General features: G+C 72.5%; 18 protein-coding genes and 1 riboswitch. Of the genes, 11 read left to right on the top strand and 7 right to left on the bottom strand.

Translation table 11 applies throughout. From position 1 onward, the window contains the following. Positions 1 to 122: 122 nt before the first annotated feature. The gene (locus IF54_RS0133265; protein WP_030325628.1) at positions 123 to 1,133 is read left to right on the top strand and encodes an LLM class F420-dependent oxidoreductase; all 1,011 of its coding nucleotides are present in this window, start codon (positions 123 to 125) and stop codon (positions 1,131 to 1,133) included. A gap of 40 nt (positions 1,134 to 1,173) precedes the next feature. Then, positions 1,174 to 1,467 (top strand): hypothetical protein, encoded by a 294-nt coding sequence (locus IF54_RS0133260; RefSeq protein WP_028810033.1) that lies wholly within the window; start codon positions 1,174 to 1,176, stop codon positions 1,465 to 1,467. Positions 1,468 to 1,572: 105 nt separating this feature from the next. Here IF54_RS0133260 and IF54_RS0133255 read toward each other — a convergent pair whose 3' ends face one another. From IF54_RS0133255 to IF54_RS0133245, 3 genes are read right to left on the bottom strand one after another with little or no spacing between them, the layout of a single operon-like run. Further along, positions 1,573 to 2,643: a prenyltransferase gene (locus tag IF54_RS0133255; RefSeq protein WP_030325625.1), complete on the bottom strand. Its 1,071-nt coding sequence runs from the start codon at positions 2,641 to 2,643 to the stop codon at positions 1,573 to 1,575. Continuing rightward, complete coding sequence (locus tag IF54_RS0133250) at positions 2,640 to 3,383, bottom strand: class I SAM-dependent methyltransferase (RefSeq protein ID WP_030325623.1); 744 nt, start codon at positions 3,381 to 3,383, stop codon at positions 2,640 to 2,642. Before IF54_RS0133250 ends, IF54_RS0133255 begins: the two co-directional genes overlap by 4 nt. Continuing rightward, entirely contained in the window at positions 3,377 to 4,828 is a 1,452-nt protein-coding gene (locus tag IF54_RS0133245; protein WP_030325621.1) for a glycosyltransferase family 4 protein, read from the bottom strand. The genes IF54_RS0133250 and IF54_RS0133245 overlap by 7 nt, the downstream gene beginning before the upstream one ends. 227 nt (positions 4,829 to 5,055) lie before the next feature. On the opposite strand from IF54_RS0133245, the gene IF54_RS0133240 reads away from it, so the two are divergent. Continuing rightward, positions 5,056 to 5,691 (top strand): TetR family transcriptional regulator, encoded by a 636-nt coding sequence (locus IF54_RS0133240; protein ID WP_030325620.1) that lies wholly within the window; start codon positions 5,056 to 5,058, stop codon positions 5,689 to 5,691. Positions 5,692 to 5,837: 146 nt separating this feature from the next. On the opposite strand, the gene IF54_RS0133235 is transcribed toward IF54_RS0133240, so the two are convergent. After that, a complete protein-coding gene (locus IF54_RS0133235; protein ID WP_030325619.1) occupies positions 5,838 to 6,071 on the bottom strand; it encodes a ferredoxin in 234 nt (77 codons plus the stop codon). A 4-nt stretch (positions 6,072 to 6,075) separates the two neighbouring features. After that, entirely contained in the window at positions 6,076 to 7,533 is a 1,458-nt protein-coding gene (locus tag IF54_RS0133230; RefSeq protein ID WP_030325618.1) for an aldehyde dehydrogenase, read from the bottom strand. A 185-nt stretch (positions 7,534 to 7,718) separates the two neighbouring features. Here IF54_RS0133230 and IF54_RS0133225 point away from each other — a divergent pair, with 185 nt between their 5' ends. The 7 genes from IF54_RS0133225 to IF54_RS0133195 all read left to right on the top strand — a co-directional run bounded on the left by IF54_RS0133225 (position 7,719) and on the right by IF54_RS0133195 (position 15,470). Next, positions 7,719 to 8,765: an MBL fold metallo-hydrolase gene (locus IF54_RS0133225; protein ID WP_030325616.1), complete on the top strand. Its 1,047-nt coding sequence runs from the start codon at positions 7,719 to 7,721 to the stop codon at positions 8,763 to 8,765. A gap of 96 nt (positions 8,766 to 8,861) precedes the next feature. After that, positions 8,862 to 8,931: riboswitch (cobalamin riboswitch) on the top strand. A 136-nt stretch (positions 8,932 to 9,067) separates the two neighbouring features. Beyond that, entirely contained in the window at positions 9,068 to 10,243 is a 1,176-nt protein-coding gene (locus IF54_RS0133220; RefSeq protein WP_030325614.1) for a prenyltransferase/squalene oxidase repeat-containing protein, read from the top strand. Further along, positions 10,240 to 10,911, top strand: coding sequence for an SCO2322 family protein (locus IF54_RS0133215; RefSeq protein WP_051735629.1), 672 nt, complete (start codon positions 10,240 to 10,242; stop codon positions 10,909 to 10,911). Before IF54_RS0133220 ends, IF54_RS0133215 begins: the two co-directional genes overlap by 4 nt. Positions 10,912 to 11,026: 115 nt before the next feature. Next, positions 11,027 to 12,160 carry a CbiQ family ECF transporter T component gene (locus IF54_RS0133210; RefSeq protein ID WP_030325608.1) on the top strand — a complete coding sequence of 378 codons (1,134 nt, stop codon included), beginning with the start codon at positions 11,027 to 11,029 and terminating at the stop codon, positions 12,158 to 12,160. Further along, entirely contained in the window at positions 12,157 to 13,884 is a 1,728-nt protein-coding gene (locus IF54_RS0133205) for an ABC transporter ATP-binding protein (protein WP_030325605.1), read from the top strand. The genes IF54_RS0133210 and IF54_RS0133205 overlap by 4 nt, the downstream gene beginning before the upstream one ends. Next, entirely contained in the window at positions 13,881 to 14,765 is an 885-nt protein-coding gene (locus IF54_RS0133200) for an ECF transporter S component (protein ID WP_030325603.1), read from the top strand. The genes IF54_RS0133205 and IF54_RS0133200 overlap by 4 nt, the downstream gene beginning before the upstream one ends. A 285-nt stretch (positions 14,766 to 15,050) precedes the next feature. Then, positions 15,051 to 15,470: a transglycosylase SLT domain-containing protein gene (locus tag IF54_RS0133195; protein WP_030325602.1), complete on the top strand. Its 420-nt coding sequence runs from the start codon at positions 15,051 to 15,053 to the stop codon at positions 15,468 to 15,470. 46 nt (positions 15,471 to 15,516) lie between these two features. Here the strand turns inward: IF54_RS0133195 and IF54_RS0133190 are convergent, their stop codons facing one another. Then, positions 15,517 to 16,773 (bottom strand): hypothetical protein, encoded by a 1,257-nt coding sequence (locus IF54_RS0133190; RefSeq protein ID WP_030325599.1) that lies wholly within the window; start codon positions 16,771 to 16,773, stop codon positions 15,517 to 15,519. A gap of 104 nt (positions 16,774 to 16,877) precedes the next feature. Between IF54_RS0133190 and IF54_RS0133185 the strand changes: the two genes are divergently transcribed. Beyond that, the gene (locus tag IF54_RS0133185; RefSeq protein WP_030325597.1) at positions 16,878 to 17,576 is read left to right on the top strand and encodes a YoaK family protein; all 699 of its coding nucleotides are present in this window, start codon (positions 16,878 to 16,880) and stop codon (positions 17,574 to 17,576) included. Positions 17,577 to 17,591: 15 nt separating this feature from the next. Here the strand turns inward: IF54_RS0133185 and IF54_RS0133180 are convergent, their stop codons facing one another. Continuing rightward, positions 17,592 to 18,425: an alpha/beta fold hydrolase gene (locus tag IF54_RS0133180; RefSeq protein WP_030325595.1), complete on the bottom strand. Its 834-nt coding sequence runs from the start codon at positions 18,423 to 18,425 to the stop codon at positions 17,592 to 17,594. Positions 18,426 to 18,522: the final 97 nt, after the last annotated feature.

The raw sequence follows: 18,522 nt of genomic DNA, 5'->3' as shown, positions 1-18,522 counted from the left end.
GCGGGGGGCCGTTCGCTGTTCACGCCGTCTGCGTCCGGGAGGCACCGACCCTTCCGGACGTGGAGACCTTGCCGTACATTCGCGATCGGTCCCCGGTGTCTGACGTACCGTCAGGAGGCGTCGTGCGGCTAGGTCTTGCGCTCGGTTACTGGGGTCGCGGCCCCTCCCCCGACCATGTGCCGCTGGCCCAGGAGGCCGAGCGGCTCGGTTACCGCTCGGTGTGGACGGCGGAGTCGTGGGGGTCGGACGTGTTCACCCCGCTCACCTGGATCGCGGCGCGGACGTCGACGATCGGGCTGGGTACGGCGGTTGCGCAGATGGCGGCCCGGTCGCCGACCACGACCGCCATGCACGCTCTCACCCTGGACCACCTCTCCGGCGGCCGGGTCATGCTGGGTCTCGGCCTGTCCGGCCCGCAGGTCGTGGAGGGGTGGTACGGGCGGCCGTTCCCGAAGTCGCCGCTGACCGCGACCCGGGAGTACGTCGAGGTCGTACGGCAGGTGCTGCGGCGGGAGGCGCCGGTCGCCTCGGAGGGGCGGTTCCATCCGCTGCCGTACCGGGGGCCGGACGGGACGGGTCTCGGGAAGGCGTTGAAGCCGATCACCCATCCCCTCCGCTCCGACCTGCCGATCCTGCTCGGCGCCGAGGGGCCGAAGAACATCGCCCAGACGACCCGGATCGCGGACGGCTGGCTGCCGTTGTACTGGTCGCCGACCCGGCCCGAGGTGTACGAGGGCTCGCTCGCCGACGCCCCGGAGGGGTTCCTCGTCGCGCCCATGGCCCAGGTGCGGGTGTGCGACGACGTGGCCGAAGGGCTGCTGCCCGTCAAGACGATGCTCGGCTTCTACATCGGCGGGATGGGGCACGCGGCCCGCAACTTCCACGCCGACCTCATGGCCCGGATGGGGTACGAGGAGGAGGCCCGCCGGATCCAGCAACTGTTCCTGGAGGGACGGCGCGAGGAGGCGGTGCTCGCCGTGCCCGACGCGTTCGCCGACGAGATCTCGCTGGTCGGTCCGCGTGAACGGATCGCCGAGCGGCTGGAGTTGTGGCGCAAGGGGCCGGTGACGGACCTGCTGGCCCTGGCGCCGGACGCACACACTCTGCGGGTGCTGGCGGAGCTCAACGAATGACGCCAGGTTTCGTTCGAGCAATCCCGGCCATTCGAACACCATGTCCACTCATACGCGCCGTGGTGCCAATTCCGCCGGGACGGTCATAGCGGTCGTCGCCGACATCATGGCCCTCATCCTGGGCCTGTGGATCCTCATGTACCTGCTGGACGCCAACCGCGGGAACGACTTCGTGCAGTTCATCCACGATGCCGCCCGCTGGCTCGCCGGCTGGTCCTACGACCTCTTCACCTTCGACGAGGCCTGGGCCCGCGTAGTCGCCGGCTACGGCCTGGCAGCGGTGGTCTACCTGTTCGTCGGCCACGCCATCGCCAACAGGGCCCACCGTCACTGAATCGCGCCCGTAGGGGCGCGGGGCTGTATCGATCGGCGGCTCCGCCGCGGGGCGCGACCGGCCACGACAACCCGCAGTCACCGCCGCACAGAAGTCCCCGCCCCCTCAGGCGCAGCAGTCCGGGTCCAACCCCAGTGGCAGGCGGTCTCCGCCGAACACCGCGCACGTGGCCTCATGGCCACCGAGCGCGGCGACGGCCAGCAGCAGCGAGCCCGCGGTCCACGTCGTGAGTTCCCGCGGCCAGATCGCCTGGTCCTCGAACACGAACCCCGTCCAGTACAACCCGCTCTCCGGGTCCCGGAGATGCTGGATGGACTGGAGGATGTCCAGCGCCCGGTCGGACTCGCCGGTCGCCCACAGAGCGAGGGCGAGTTCGGCCGACTCCCCGCCCGTCACCCACGGGTTGGGGACGACACACCGCACGCCGAGACCGGGCACGACGAACCGCTCCCAGCCCTCCTCGATACGGGACTTGGCCTCCGTACCGGTCAACGCCCCGCCCAGGACCGGGTAGTACCAGTCCATGGAGTAGCGGTCCTTGTCGAGGAAGCGCTCGGGGTGGCGCCGGATCGCGTGCCGCAGGGCACCGAGGGCCAACTCCCAGTCCGGCTGCGCCTCTTCGCGCTGTTCGGCGATCGCGAGCGCGCACCTCAGCGCGTGGTGGATCGACGACGACCCGGTCAGCAGACCGTCCACGACCGCCGTACCGTCCTCGTCGCGCTTCCAGCCGATCTGCCCGCCCGGCTGCTGGAGCGCCAGCACGAACTCCGTCGCGGCGTACACCGCGGGCCACATCCGGTCCAGGAAGGTGTCGTCACCGGTGGACAGGTAGTGGTGCCACACGCCTACGGCTATGTAGGCGACGAAGTTCGTCTCGCGCCCCCGGTCGGTGACCTCCGCGAAGTCGCCGTCCTGGTAGGCCGCGTACCAGGAACCGTCCTCGTTCTGGTGCCGGGCGAGCCACTCGTAGGCCCGCTCGGCGGCCTCGTGCTCGCCCGCCGCGTCCAGTGCCATCGCGGCCTCGGTGTGGTCCCACGGGTCGAGGTGGTGCCCGCGGAACCACGGGATCGCCCCGTCCTCGCGCTGCACGGCCAGGATCCCGGCGACGGTCCCGGCGGCCTGCTCTGCGGTCAACACCCCGGGCAGGACGAGGTGTTCCGTACGCGAAGTCGTCACCGCGCGTCCACGGAGGACACGGCGGGCAGGTGCGGCTTGGTCGCGTAGGCCACGAAGCTCTTGCCGATCAGGGGGTTGAGGGCCTGTTCGGCGACCCGCGTCGCCAGCGGCTTCTTCATGATGTCCCAGACCAGGAGCTTGTGGTACGCCTGCACCGGCAGCGCCTTGTCGTTGTCGACGCCGAACGCGCACTTCAGCCACCAGTACGGGGAGTGCAGGGCGTGCGCGTGGTGGGTGCCGTACGGCTTCAGTCCGGCCTCTCGGATCTTCGCGAGCAGCTCGTCCGCCTTGTAGATGCGGATGTGGCCGCCCTCGACCTCGTGGTAGGCGTCGGACAGCGCCCAGCAGACCTTCTCGGGGCCGTAGCGGGGGACGGTGATCGCGATCCGGCCGCCGGGCTTGAGCACCCGGACCATCTCGGCGAGGACGCCCTTGTCGTCGGGGATGTGCTCCATGACCTCGGAGATGATCACGACGTCGAAGGACTCGTCGGGGAAGGGCAGGGCGAGCGCGTCGCCCTCCATGGCGGTGGCCGTGGCGCCCTCGGGGGCCTCGCCGGCCTCCTTCATCGCCGCGAACCACTTGGCGACCTCGCGGATCTCGTCGGCGTTCTGGTCCAGGGCCACGACCTGGGCCCCGCGCCGGTAACACTCGAACGCGTGCCGGCCGGCCCCGCAGCCGAGGTCCAGGACGCGGTCGCCCGGCGCGAGCGGGAACCGGGAGAAGTCGACGGTCAGCACGTGGCCCTGCTTTCGGGATAGACACCGGTGTCGGAGGTGGAGGCGGCGGCGTTCTCGGGGTCGGCGCTGCTCGGGGTGGCGGGGGAGAAAGCCGGGGTCGGGACCGCGGCGCGTCCCGCACCGGCGGCGATCGCCTCGCGGTACCGGGTCACCGTGCCCTCGGCGGCGCGGGCCCAGGTGAAGCGGGCGAGGACGCGCTCGCGTCCCGCCGCTCCGAGCCGGGCCCGCAGGTCCGGGTCGCCCAGCAGGCGGCTCAGCGCCACCGCCAGCGCGCCGGGGTCCCCCGGCGGTACCGCGAGGCACGTCTCGCCGTCCCGGCCGGCCACCTCGGGGATCGCGCCGCCCGTGGTCGCGACCAGCGGGGTGCCGGTCGCCATCGCCTCGGCTGCCGGGAGGGAGAAGCCCTCGTAGAGCGAGGGCACGCAGGCGACCTCAGCCGAGCGGACCAGGTCGACCAGTTCCGCGTCCGAGATGCCCTTGACGAAGTCCACGGCGCCTTCGAGGCCGTAGCGCTCGACGGCGGCGGCGACCGGGCCCTCGGCCGGGCGCTTGCCGACGACGACCAGGTGCGCGCCGGGGTGTTCGGTGCGCACCTTCGCGAGCGCCTCGACGAGGAAGACCAGGCCCTTGAGGGGGACGTCCGCGCTGGAGGTCGTGACGATCCGGCCGGGCACGACCGGCACGGCCGGATCCGGCTTGAACAGGTCGGTGTCGGCGCCGATGTGGACGACGTGGATACGGTCGTCGCGGACGCCGAGGTGGTCGACGATCTCCTGGCGGGAGGTGCCGGAGACGGTGAGCACCGAGGGCAGCCGGCGGGCCACCCGCTTCTGCATGCGGGTGAAGGCGTACCAGCGGCGCTTGGACAGCCGCTGCTGCCAGCCCTCGGCCGCGTCCAGCTCCAACTGCCGGTCCACGGTGATGGGGTGGTGGATGGTGGTCACCAGCGGGGCGCCGATGTCGCCCAGCAGGCCGTAGCCGAGTGTCTGGTTGTCGTGGACGACGTCGAACTCGCCAGTGCGGGCCCGGAGATGGCGTCGGGCCCGCAGGGAGAAGGTGAGCGGCTCGGGGAAGCCGCCGGTCCACATCGTGGCGACTTCCAGGGCGTCGATCCAGTCCCGGTACTCGTCGCGTTTCGGGGTGCGGAAGGGGTCCGGGGAGCGGTACAGATCGAGGCTGGGCAGCTCCGTGAGCGGGACGCCCCCGTCGAGGACGGGGTACGGCTGGGAGCCGATCACCTCGACGTGGTGCCCGAGGCGGGCCAACTCGCGTGAGAGGTGCCGGGTGTAGACCCCCTGGCCCCCGCAGAACGGGTTCCCCTTATAGGTGAGGAGCGCGATACGGAGCGGTCGCTCTCCCCCACGCTCGAACGACCTCGCGCGGGCGGGACCCCCACCGCCGACCAGGTCCTCGGAAGACCCCGTCTGACTGGCCTCAGCGGTCACTCCGGGCCCCCTTCTGCCTGCACTGTCCCGCGAGATTACGACGAGACGGTAATCTAGAACAAGTTTCAGACTTGATCGTCCAGGAGGCTCTGAATCTACCGGCAGGTAGGAGTCCTGTGAGCGGTGGATCAGGTGATTCACGCCACGAACGCCGCGCCCGCTGCACGGCCTGGCACCCTGTCATGCTGAGTGATCACACGCCCTCACGGACTGTCACGGAACCCAAGGTGGACAAGGTGGCCAAGCCGCCCAGAGTCGAAGCCAGTACCGCGCGAGCCGACGCGCCGCCGCTGACCGAGCGGCAGGAGGCGCGGCGCCGCCGCATCCTGCACGCGAGTGCGCAGTTGGCGAGCCGGGGCGGGTTCGACGCGGTGCAGATGCGGGAGGTCGCGGAGTCCTCGCAGGTGGCGCTCGGCACTCTCTACCGGTACTTCCCGTCCAAGATCCATCTGCTGGTCGCGACCATGCAGGACCAGTTGGAACACATGCACGGCACGCTCCGCAAGAAGCCACCGCAGGGCGAGACGGCGGCCGAGCGGGTCGCGGAGACCCTGATGCGGGCCTTCCGCGCCCTCCAGCGCGAGCCGCATCTGGCGGACGCGATGGTCAGGGCGCTGACCTTCGCGGACCGCAGCGTGAGCCCGGAGGTCGACCAGGTCTCCCACCAGACCACGCTGATCATCCTGGACGCGGTGGGCCTCCAGGACCCGACCCCCGAGCAGCTCTCCGCGGTCCGCGTGATCGAGCACACCTGGCACTCGGCACTGATCACCTGGCTGTCGGGCCGCGCCTCCATCGCCCAGGTGAAGATCGACATCGAAACGGTCTGCCGCCTGATCGACCTGACGGAGCCACGGCGGTAGGCCTCTTGGGACCGACTTGGCCGAGGCGTACGAGCTGGGCCGGGAGGCGGCCGCCCGCGGCCCGCGCGGCTCGCGTACACCGCCGTACCCCGGGCGCGGACGCCCCTGCCGGCACCCACCGCACCGCACCCCACCGCCTCGGCCCCCTACTCCTCCGGCGGGAACACCGGCTCCCCGCTTCCCAGCAGGCTGATCATGATCGCCTCGACCGGGCAGTTCTCGGCGGCGGCCAGGATCGTCTCGTGGGCGTCGGTCTCCGGGTCGGTGGGGTGGGACTGGCGGGCGGTGTCGAGGTGGAAGCCGTCCGGGGCGGTGTGGACGCACTGGGCCGAGCCGATGCACAAGGAGCGGTCGACCTCGACGTGCCAGCGGTCCCCCATCGCCTCAGCCCTCCCAGCCGGCCGGCAGGTGGATCATCTTGTGCTCCAGGTACTCGCCGAAGCCCTCGGGCCCGAACTCCCGCCCCAGACCGGAGGACTTGTAGCCGCCGAAGGGGCCGAGCATGTCGAGACTGAAGGTGTTGACGTTGTAGGTGCCGGTGCGCACCTGCTTCGCGACCTCGATGCCGTGCGCCACGTCGGCGGTCCACACACTGCCGGAGAGGCCGTACTCGGAATCGTTGGCGATCTTCACCGCCTCGGACTCGTCGCCGTACGGCAGCAGGCAGATCACCGGGCCGAAGATCTCCTCCCGCGCGATCCGCATCGAGTTGTCGACGTCCCCGAAGAGCGTCGGCTCGACGTACCAGCCGCGGTCCAGGCCCGCCGGACGGCCGCCCCCGGTGAGGATCTTCGCGCCCTCCTCCTGGCCGATCCTGATGTAGTCGAGGTTGCGGCGCTGCTGGCGTTCCGCGACCAGCGGTCCGACCTGGGTGGCCGGGTCGAGCGGGTCGCCGACGACGAGTGAACTCGCCGCCGCGGCAAGGGCCTCGGCGAACTCGTCGTAGCGGGAGCGGGGCAGCAGGATGCGGGTCTGGGCCACGCAGGCCTGGCCGTTGTTCATCCACGCGGAGGGGACGATCCCCGCGACGGCCGCCTCGACATCCGCGTCCGGCAGGACCACGGCCGCCGACTTGCCGCCCAACTCCAGTGTCACGCGGGTGAGGTTGCGGGCGGCGACCTCCATCACGCGCTTGCCCGCGCCCACCGAGCCGGTGAAGGAGACCTTGTCGATCCCGGGGTGTCCGACCAGGTACTCGCTGACCTCACGGTCGGCCGGGAGGATGGAGAGCACGCCCTCCGGCAGCCCGGCCTCCTTGGTGATCTCGGCCAGGATGTAGGCGTCCAGCGGCGACTCGGGCGACGGCTTGAGCACCACCGTGCACCCGGCGAGCAGCGCGGGCGCGAGCTTGGCGGCGGCGACGAACTGGGGAACGTTCCAAGGGACCACGGCCGCCACGACCCCTACCGGCTCGCGGCGCACGAGGAGGCGGCCGAGGACTCCGTCGCGCTGCTCCTCATAGGTGAAGTCCCGGGCGACCGTGATCGCCGAGTCCCAGACCATCATCGCGCCGAGGGCCTGCGCGAGGACGCTCCAGGAGTACGGGGAGCCGTTCTCGGAGGAGATCACCCGGGCGATCTCCTCGTGACGTACCGCGATGGCGTCCTTGATGCGGGTGACGACCTCGATGCGCTCGTCCAGGGACAGGCGCGGCCAGGGTCCCTCGTCGAAGGCGGTGCGGGCGGCGGCGACGGCCGCGTCCACGTCCGCGCGGGAGGCGTGCGGGACCCGTCCGATGACCTCCTGGGTGTGCGGGGAGATCACCTCGATGACGTCCTTGCCCAGGGGGTCGGTCAACTCCCCGCCGATGAACAGCTGTCCGTGTTCCACGAGCTCGGCCATGGCGAACGCCTCCCAGGGGCGGCTTGCTGACGGTCCATCAGATACCTCGGATACGGAACTGATACCAGTTCCACTCGGAGGAGTCCACGGCCCGCGCACCACGGCTGTTGGTGACCTCAGGCTACCGTCGAAACTCGTTCTAGTTATAGTGGCCGCAGTGGGCGGACGCGGTGATTGGGGAGCTCATGGCGCAGGTGCACGACCATGGCGGCGGGGTGTACGACCATGGCGGCGGCGTCCGGTCCGTCCAGGTACCCATCCCCGACAATCCCCTCGGCCACACGCTCGTGTACGTCGTCGAGACCGACCGGGGTCCGGTCCTGGTCGACACCGGGTGGGACGACCCGGACTCCTGGGACAGCCTCGCCACGGGACTCACCGCGTGCGGAACCGGCGCCGACGAGATCCACGGCGTGGTCATCACCCACCACCACCCCGACCACCACGGTCTGTCGGGCAGGGTCCGGGAGGCTTCCGGCGCCTGGATCGCGTTGCACGCGGCGGACTCCGCGATCGTGCGGCGCACCCGGGAGACGCGGGCCGAGCGCTGGTTCACCTATATGACGGCCAAGTTGGAGGCGGCCGGCGCCCCCGAGGAGCACGTGGCGCCGCTGCGCACCGCACGCCGGCGCCAACTCCCGGGTTTCTCGCCCGCGTTGCCCGACCGCGAGATCGTCCCCGGCGAGCTCCTCGACCTCCCCGGCCGCAGACTCCGCGCGATCTGGACCCCGGGGCACACGCCCGGCCATGTCTGCCTGCACCTGGAGGAGGAGCACCCCGCCCAACTCCCCGGCCACGGGCGGCTGTTCTCCGGCGACCACCTGCTCCCCGAGATCACCCCCCACATCGGCCTGTACGAGGACCCGGACGACGCCACGGTCACCGACCCGCTCGGCGACTACCTCGACTCCCTGGAGCGGATCGGCCGGCTCGCGCCCGCCGAGGTCCTCCCGGCCCACCAGCACGTCTTCACCGACGCGAGCGCCCGGGTGGAGGAACTGCTCGCGCACCACGAGGAGCGCCTCACCGACCTGCGCTCCCTCCTCGCCGAGCCCCTCACCCCCTGGCAGCTCGCCGAGCGCATGGAGTGGAACCGGCCCTGGGAACAGATCCCGTACGGCTCCCGCAACATCGCGGTCTCGGAGGCCGAGGCGCATCTGCGGCGGCTGGTGAAGCTGGGGCGCGCGGAGGCGGTGCCGGGGAGCGAGCCGGTGACGTACGTGGCGGTCTGAGGCCTCGGGAACAGCGCCGTGTGCCGCCGCACAGGGGGCTCTCAGGCGGTTCCCTACGGGCGAGTACAGTAGCCAGGTCGTATCACACCCGTACGGGGGGAAGCCGGTGCAATTCCGGCGCTGACCCGCAACCGTAAGCCCGTCCCAGCGGCAAGCCGGACTGCCCCGCACGGTTCGTGACCGGCTCGCGCGCACCGGCAACCCGCCGACGCGCGGCACCGTCGAGGTACGCGGAGCCGAGCCGCCCGGGGGGTTCTCCCGTGCTGCCCGGCTCCCGCAGTGGAGAAGGGCATCCGCCGATCATGAACGTCCGCCGCAGCGCCGCGGTCCTGGCCGCCACCGTCGCGATCGGCGCGGCCGCGCCCGCCGTCGCCGCCTCGCCGTCCCCGTCGCCGTCCCTGCCCTCGGGGCTGTACGGCAGCGGCGACCCCACGTACGACGGGGTCTGGCGCCAGTCCTACGCCCTGATCGCCCTGCACCGCGTGCACGAGCAGCTCCCCGCCGAGGCCATCGACTGGCTCGCCGGACAGCAGTGCGCGAATGGGGCTTTCCCGGCTTTCCGCGTGAACCCGGCCAAGGCCTGCGACGCCAAGCTGATGGTGGACACCAACAGCACCGCGGCGGCCGTCCAGGCCCTGTCCGCGGCCGGGGGCCACGCCGACGCGGTCACCAAGGCGGTGACCTGGCTGAAGTCCATCCAGAACAAGGACGGCGGCTGGGGTTTCGCCCCCGGCGGGGCGAGCGACGCCAACTCGACGTCCGTGGTGATCGGCGCGCTCCTCACCCAGGACCTCTCCGTCCCTGAGGTCCGCAAAGGCACGAAGTCGCCCTACGACGCCCTGCTGAAGCTGTCCCTGCCGTGTGCGGACGGGGGCGCCTTCGCCTACCAGCCGGACAAGAAGGGCAAGCTCATCGCCAACGCGGACGCGACCGCGGCGGCCGTCGTCGCCGTCCTGGGGAGCGGCCCTCTCACGGCGAAGGCCGAGACCCGGGGGGAGATCACATGCGCCGACACGCCTGGCCTCACTCCGCAGCGGGCCGCCGCCAACGGGGCCTCCTATCTCGCCGGGTCGGTCGCGAAGGACGGCTACCTGAAGTCCGCTCTCCCCGGCGCCGAGGACCAGCCCGACTACGGCAACACGGCGGACGCGGTCGTCGCGCTCGCCGTGCAGGGTGGCACCGGGGCCGCGCGGAAGCCTCTGGCGTGGCTGGAGCGGAACTCCGCGAAGTGGGCGAAGCAGAGCGGTCCGGCGGCCTACGCCCAGTTGATCCTGGCCGCCGAGACGGGCGGCGCCGACCCGAGGGACTTCGGCGGCACGGACCTGGTGGAGCGGCTGACCGCGACCGGCCCGACGCCGGTCGCCGCGTCGAAGGACGACTCCGGCGTCTCGCCGTGGTGGATCGTGGGCGCGGGTCTCGCCGCCGGCGCGGGCATCGGTTTCCTTCTGAGCGGCCGCAACAAGAGGAAGCGGCCGTGATCCGCCGAGCGCCCCTCCTCGCCGTCCGAGCGCCCTCCCTCGCCCTCCTGGCGGCCCTCCTCGCCGTCCTGGCGGGCCTGCTCCTCGCCGTGGCGGAACCGGCCCACGCCACCGGCTACCGCTACTGGTCCTTCTGGGACCGCACGGCCACGACCTGGACGTACGCCACGCAGGGGCCCTCGACCGCGGTCCCCTCGGACGGCGACGTCCAGGGCTTCCGCTTCGCGGTGAGCGAGGACTCGTCGGGCGCGACCAAGCCGCGCGGGACGGCGTCCTTCGCGACGATCTGCGCGCACACGCCGGCCCAGGCGGACCGAAAGCGTGTCGCCCTGGTCATCGACTTCGGCACGGCCGCGGACGCGCCCTCCGGCGAGAGGCCCCATGCGCGGCGGGACGCGTGCGCGGTGGTGGACCGTGACGCGACGACGGCGGAGGCCCTGGCGGCGGTGGCGAAGCCGCTCCGGTACGGCACGAACGCCTTGCTGTGCGCGATCTCGGGGTATCCACGGACGGGTTGCGGCGAGGCGGTGACCGGGGCGAAGAAGCCGGCCTCCGCCGAGAAGAAGCACGACGGCGGTCCCTCCCTGGGACTGTGGGCGGGAGCGGCGGCCGTGCTGGCCCTGGCCGCGGCGGCGACCTGGCAGGCGAGGCGCCGCCGCGATGCGTGACGACGCCGGGCCCCCGCCCCACGGTGGCGGCACCGAAGCCCGCTCCGCCCAGCCCGCCGGTCCCTCCACGAGCCGTCGCGGCACCGGAGCGTCGCCTGAGGCGAGGCCCCGCGGAATCGGCGTGAGGCCGGACAGCGGTGCCGGCCGGACCCCTCACCCCGTTGCCGACCCAATCCCCCGCCCCGTTTCCCTGCACACGGGTGCCTGGTGGCTCTGGGCCCTCTCGCTCGGTGTCGCGGCCACCCGGACCGGTAACCCGCTGCTCCTCGCCCTCCTCGTCGCCGTGTCCGCCTACGTGGTGGCCACCTGCCGCCGCCCCTCCCCCTGGTCCCGCTCCTACGCCGCGTTCCTCAAACTCGCTCTCGCCGTCCTCCTCGTCCGCCTCCTGTTCGCCGTCACCCTCGGCTCACCGATCCCCGGCACCCACGTCCTCGTCACGCTGCCCGGACTCCCCCTCCCCGACTGGGCGCAGGGCATCCGGCTGGGCGGCAGGGTCACCGCCGAATCCCTCGTCTTCGCCCTCTACGACGGCTTGAAACTGGCCGCGCTCCTCATCTGCGTGGGCGCGGCGAACACCCTCGCCAACCCGCACCGCCTCCTCAAGTCCCTCCCCGGCGCCCTCTACGAACTCGGCGTCGCCGTCGTCGTGGCGCTCACCTTCGCCCCCCACCTCATCGCCGACGTCCAGCGGCTGCGCGCCGCCCGCCGTCTCCGCGGCCGCCCGGACACCGGTCTGCGAGGCCTGCTCCAGGTCGGACTCCCGGTCCTGGAGGGCGCGTTGGAGCGTTCGGTCGCCCTCGCCGCGGCGATGGACGCCCGCGGCTACGGCCGCACCGCCGAGGTCCCGCCCGGCGTCCGCCGTACGACCACGGCCCTCACCCTCGGCGGTCTGCTCGGGGTCTGCGCGGGAACGTACGGGCTGCTCACCGCCGAAGGCGGCACGTACGGCCTGCCCGTCCTCCTCGCCGGTCTGACCGCCGCCCTCGCGGGACTGCGTCTGGGCGGCCGCCGCACCCCGCGCACGCGCTACCGGCCGGACCGCTGGACCGCCCGTTCCCTGCTGGTCGCCGGTTCCGGCGCGGCCGTCGCGGCGGCGATGTCCGTCGCGGGCGTCACCGACCCGGCCGCCCTGAACCCCGGCGTGGTCCCGCTGGTCGCGCCCACCCTCCCGCTGTGGCCCGCCGCGGCCGTCCTGCTGGGCCTCCTGCCGGCCTTCCTCGCCCCCGCCCCCAAGGAGCCGTCGCCGTGATCCGCTTCGAGGACGTCTCCGTGACGTACGACGGGGCCGCCGAACCCACCGTCCAGGGCGTCGACCTCGAGGTGCCCGAAGGTGAACTGATGCTGCTCGTGGGCCCGTCGGGCGTCGGCAAGTCCACGGTCCTGGGCGCGGTCAGCGGACTGGTCCCGCACTTCACCGGCGGCACCCTGCGCGGCCGGGTCACGGTGGCCGGCCGCGACACCCGCACCCACAAGCCGCGTGAACTGGCCGACGTGGTCGGCACGGTGGGCCAGGACCCGCTGTCCCACTTCGTGACGGACACGGTCGAGGACGAACTCGCCTACGGCATGGAGTCGTTGGGTCTGCCGCCCGCGGTGATGCGCCGCCGGGTGGAGGAGACGCTCGACCTGCTGGGCCTGGCCCCGCTCCGCGACCGCCCCCTGGCCACCCTCTCCGGCGGCCAGCAACAGCGGGTGGCGATCGGCTCGGTCCTCACCCCGCACCCCGAGGTCCTGGTCCTGGACGAACCGACCTCGGCACTGGACCCCGCGGCGGCCGAGGAGGTCCTGGCCGTCCTCCAGCGCCTGGTTCACGACCTCGGCACCACGGTCCTCATGGCCGAACACCGCCTGGAACGCGTCGTCCAGTACGCCGACCAGGTCGCCCTCCTCCCGGCCCCGGGCTCACGCCTGCGCGTGGGCACCCCGGCCGAGATGATGGCCGAGTCCCCGGTGTACCCGCCGGTGGTGGACCTGGGCCGCCTGGCCGGCTGGTCCCCCCTGGCACTGACGGTCCGGGACGCCCGGCGCAGGGCGGGCTCCCTGAGGGAACGGCTGGCCGGACGGGTACCGACAGACAACGCACCCACGGCCGCCGACGGCGGGCCCGCGCCACAGGGGCCACCCGCAGCCGACCACGGAAGCGAAACGGGTGGTGCGGGTGGGAACCCCGGAACGCCCCGCCGAAGGCGGGCGTTCCGCAACCGACCCACCCCCCTCCCGGCGAACCCCGCCGACGTCACCGCCCTCTCCGTCCGCCGAGCCCACGTCCAGGCCCTGCGCCACATCGACCTCACCATCCGCCCCGGCGAGACCATCGCCCTCATGGGCCGCAACGGCGCCGGAAAGTCCACCCTCCTCAACACTCTCGTAGGGCTCGTGACACCGAGCACCGGCACGGTCGAGGTCGGCGGCGCCCCACCTCACCGCACCCCGCCCCAGGACCTCGTCCGCCGTGTGGGCCTCGTGCCCCAGGAACCCCGGGACCTCCTCTACGCGGACACCGTCGCCGCCGAGTGCCGGGCCGCCGACAAGGACGCCGCCGCCGCACCAGGCACCTGCCGCGACCTCGTGACCGACCTGCTCCCGGGAGTCACCGACGACACCCACCCCCGGGACCTCTCCGAGGGCCAGCGCCTCGCCCTCGCCCTCGCCGTCGTCCTGACCGCCCGCCCACCGCTGCTGCTCCTTGACGAGCCGACCCGCGGCCTGGACTACGCGGCCAAGGCCCGCCTGGTCGGCCTGCTGACGGACCTCGCCGCCGCCGGCCACGCGATCATGCTGGCCACCCACGACGTGGAACTCGCCGCCGAGCTCGCCCACCGGGTGGTCCTGCTGGCCGAGGGCGAAGTGATCGCCGACGGTCCGGCGGCGGACGTCATCATGTCCTCCCCCTCCTTCGCCCCCCAGGTCAGCAAGATCCTCGCCCCGCAGCGCTGGCTCACGGTGGCCCAGGTCCGGAAGGCCCTGTCATGACCCGGGCCCCAGGCGGGCAAGGCCCCACCGCAACTCCGGCCCCCGGCACGCCTCGCACACGCCCGCCTCGCACACCCAGGGCCGTCCACCTCGGCCCCCGCTCCCTCCTCACCCTGGCCCTCGTCAGCGCCGTGGGCGTCGCGGCCTTCGGCTGGCCCTTCCTCGCCCCGCCCGACTCGCAGGTCGGCAGCCACACCCAGGACGCCCCCTGGCTCTTCGCCGGACTGCTCGTACTCCTCGTCGCGGTGGTCGCGGCGTCGATCGCGGAGTCCGGCCTGGGCCCCAAGGCCGTGGCGATGCTCGGCGTGCTCGCCGCGACCGGGGCCGCCCTCAGGCCCATCGGCGCGGGCACCGCCGGTATCGAGCCGATGTTCTTCCTGATGGTGCTCAGCGGCCGGGTCCTCGGCCCCGGCTTCGGCTTCGTGCTCGGCAACGTCACGATGTTCGCGTCCGCCCTGCTCACCGGCGGGGTCGGCCCGTGGATGCCGTTCCAGATGCTGGCGATGGGCTGGTTCACGATGGGCGCGGGCCTGCTGCCGGTGCCCGCCCGCGCCCCGGGCCGCACCGAGGTCCGGATCCTGGCCGCGTACGGCTTCCTGGCCGCCTTCGCCTACGGCACCGCCATGAACATGGCCGGCTGGCCCTTCATGGGCGCCCTCGCCTCGAACATCGCCTTCGACCCGCACGCCGGCGTCCCCGCCAACCTGGCCCGCTTCGTCGCGTACTGCCTGGCCACCTCGCTCGGCTGGGACCTGGGCCGGGCCCTGGTCACCGTCGTCCTGACGCTCACCCTCGGCCCGGCTCTCCTCAGGGGGCTGCGTCGGGCCACCCGCCGGGCCGCCTTCGAGGCCCAGGTCACATTCGAGGGGCCCGAGTGGTGAAGCACCCCACATGACACAGCTCACGTACTAAGCGGAACAGTAGGTGAATATCGGACATAACGCCCATGAGGCACCCCCTCTGACCTGCACTTTGCGAGCCGGATCACACGGGCGGCCATTCCCGGCGATTCGACCAGAACTAGTAAAAGGGGTCTTTGCGGACGACTTTCGAACCTGTTTCTGTGGACGACGTCGCACGGCGCCGACAAGCCCACGGGCCTCGGCGCCGCCGCATGTCCCCCGGGACCGCGAGCGACACCACCGTCCCCGAAGAAAAGGTTCTCCGTGTCCGTCTCCCGCATCGCCCGCCGCATCGCTTCCCCGAAGAAGGCCATCACCACCGCCGCGATGGCCGCCGCCACCGCCGGCCTGGTCCTGACCGCGGCGCCGGCCCATGCGGCCACGACCAGCTCCTCCGCCCAGGCCAAGGCCGTCGCGCACCAGCTGATCCCGAACGCCGCCCAGTACGCGGCCTTCAGCAAGATCGTGGAGCACGAGAGCGGCTGGAACGTCAACGCGACGAACTCCTCCTCCGGCGCCTACGGCCTGGTCCAGGCCCTCCCCGGCTCCAAGATGGCCTCCGCCGGCTCCGACTGGAAGACCAACCCCAAGACCCAGATCAAGTGGGGTCTCGACTACATGAACTCCCGCTACGGCAGCCCGACCGGCGCCTGGGCCTTCTGGCAGGCCAACGGCTGGTACTGAGCCGACGCGCCCGGATCCGCCGTACCCCTTCGACCCGCCGCGCGGCTCACCGCCGTACCCCGTCGAAGAACCGCACCACCTGCGGGGCCGACACCACGACCAAACCGAAGTGGTCCACGGCCCCCTGATCGACCACCCGCACCCTCGCTCCCTGACCTGCGAGGGTGCGGGCGCATGTCCGGGTGTTGGCGAGGGGCACGTCGGTGTCCCCGGCCGCGGCGTACAGCCGCACCGGCACCTCCGGCTTCCAGTCGCAGGTGTGGTCGGCGGCGCGCATCGCGTCCAGCACCGCGCCGGACGGGTGCCGAAGCCGCTCGTGGAAGACGGGCGTGAGCAGCTTCCGCACCGAGGGGGCGAGTCCCCTGACGACCTCCTCCTGCTCGTGGCCGCCGTCGAGGAGACGCTCGACCCGGCTCGCATAGGGCGCTCGGAACGCCTCGGAGGGGTCCTTGTAGAGCGGGTGCAGCCGGTTCTGCGCGACCAGCCAGTACGCGGTGTACAGGACCCCGCTGACGTGGTTCACCCGGCCGTCGAACAGCGCGGGCATCTCCTGGCCCTCCAGGTCGTACGGGCCGCTGACCGGGGCGAGCGCCCTGAGCCGGAAGTGCCGGTCGGCACCCCTGTCCAGGGCCTTGCCGAGCGCCATCGCCACCTGGCCGCCCTGGGAGAAGCCCGTCACGTACAGGTCGCCGGTGAGCGGGCGGCCGAGCCGGTCCGCGGCGGTCCGGGCGGCTCTCAGCATGTCGAGGGAGGCGGTCACGGACGAGGCGGTGTCCATGTACGGGTGCGGGCCCGGCCCCTCGCCGAGACCGAGGTAGTCGGGGGCGGCGACCGCGCGCCCCGCGCTCGCGTTCAGATACGACGGTATGCGCCCGAAGTCCTCGCTCGCCGAGGGCGCGTAGTCGCGGTCGACCATCGTGCCGTGGGTGTCGGAGACCAGGTCGAGGCGGTGCGGGCCGCCCGCGGGCAGCGTCAGCAGGCCGGTCGCCGTGGTGGGCGCCCCGTGCGGGTCGACGGTCCGGTAGGTGAGCCGGTACGCCCGTACGCCGTACCGCACCACGTCGGCGTCGACGTCCCGCTCCGTCAGGAACGCCCTGACCTGCCGGGCGTCCCGGTCGGCGACCGGCGTGACGGACAGCAGCCCACCGCGCGGCGCCGACCGCGCCGGTCCGTCCGGGGCCACGGCCACGGCCACCGGGGCAACGACGAGCCCGGCCAGCATCAGGGCCGCCGCCGCGGCGAGTGCCCTGCGGGCCCGCCGACCTGTTTCTTTTCCCTTGTCTTTCCCCGTGTCATCCCTCATGGCCGTCGACGCTACGGACGCGCCGCGACCCCCGACATCCGAGAGTCCCCCGCTTCCGTGGTGGACTTGGGTGCACCCCGACCGTCCGGCTGTCCGGAGCATCGATGAGCGAACAGAGCGGAACCGGCACGAAGGCGGCCGACGACCCCGAGGCGCGCGGACTGCGGCTGGTGCTCGTGCTGCTGGGGCTGACGGTGGTCAGCGGGCTGATCGACGCGGTCAGCTATCTGGGTCTGGAGCACGTCTTCACCGCGAACATGACCGGCAACGTCGTCGTGCTCGGGTTCGCGGCGGCCGGCGCCCCGGGCTTCTCGGTGGCGCACACCCTGACCTCGCTGGGGTCCTTCGTCGTCGGCGCGATGGCGGGCGGCCGGGTCGCCGTGCGGCTCGGCTCCGGCTCCCGGCGCACCTGGGCCCGGCTCACGCTCGCCGTCGAGGCGGTCCTCCTGGGCGTCTCGGCCGTGGTGGCGGTGGCCGCGCCCGGGGCCACCGCCACCGCCTACACCCTGATCGCCGTCACGGCGTTCGCCATGGGCCTGCGCAACGCCACGGTCCGCAGGCTCGGCATCCCTGACCTGACGACGACCGTGCTGACCATGACGTTGACCGGCCTGGCCGCCGACTCGCGCGCGGGCGGCGGCCCCGGCACCCGCTCCCCCCGCCGTACGGCGTCCGTGGTCGCGATGGTCGCCGGGGCCGGGGCGGGCGCGTGGCTGGAACTCCACCACGGCCTGGCCCTGCCGCTGGCGATCGCGGCAGGGCTGGTGGCCGTGCTGGCGGCGGTCGCCTCGGGGCGCGAGTGACCGCCTTTTCGGGCGCTACTTCGCGAGGAAGGACAGCAGCGCCGAGGTGACCTCCTCCGCGTGCGTCCACAGCAGGCCGTGCGGCGCGCCCTCGATCTCGACGTACTCGGCGGACGGCAGCAGCGCGTGGAAGGGCCGGCCCGTGGCGTCGATGGGCAGGATGCGGTCGCCGGTGCCGTGCAGGATCAGCGCCGGGACGTCGATCTTCGCCACGTCGGCCCGGAAGTCGGTGATCCAGGTCGGCACGCAGGCCACCGAGGCGTGCGCCGAGGCACCCGCGGCCACGTTCCAGCTGCCGCGCACGGCCGCCTCGCTGATCCGGCTGCCGAGCGTCTCGTCCAGGTTGTAGAAGTCCTGGTAGAAGGCGTCGAAGTAGGCGTACCGGTCCTTGGTGACGGCCTCCAGGATGCCGTCGAACACCGACTGGTCCACGCCGGTCGGGTTGTCGTCGGTCTTCAGCAGGAAGGGCTCCAGGGAGGCCAGGAAGGCCGCCTTCGCGACCCGGCGCGAGCCGTAGGTGCCCAGGTAGCGGCCGACCTCGCCGGTGCCCATCGAGAAGCCGACGAGGACCGCGTCGGTCAGGTCCAGGGTGGTGAGGACCTTGTCGAGGTCGGCGGCGAAGGTGTCGTAGTCGTAGCCCGTGGTGGGCTGCGAGGAGCGGCCGAAGCCGCGGCGGTCGTAGGTGATGACCCGGTGGCCGGCCTCCAGGAGCGCGGGCAGCTGCTTCTCCCAGGAGTGGCCGTCGAGCGGGTAACCGTGGATCAGGACGACGGGCTGTCCGGTGCCGTGATCCTCGTAGTAGAGCTCGATCGGCGCGCTGTTCTCTTCACCGACGGTGATGTACGGCATGGGGTTCCTCTCCCTCGGACGGAGGTTCCAGCTCACCAGGAACCGTCCATGGTCACCAGGCAGAAGTGCAGGCGGAAGTAGCGAGTGCTTGTTCTAA

This window comes from Streptomyces sp. NRRL B-3229, from assembly GCF_000719505.1.
Lineage (GTDB): Bacteria > Actinomycetota > Actinomycetes > Streptomycetales > Streptomycetaceae > Streptomyces > Streptomyces griseorubiginosus.
The sequence above is the reverse complement of the archived record's forward strand: the minus strand, read 5'-3'. Positions and strand labels throughout refer to the sequence as shown.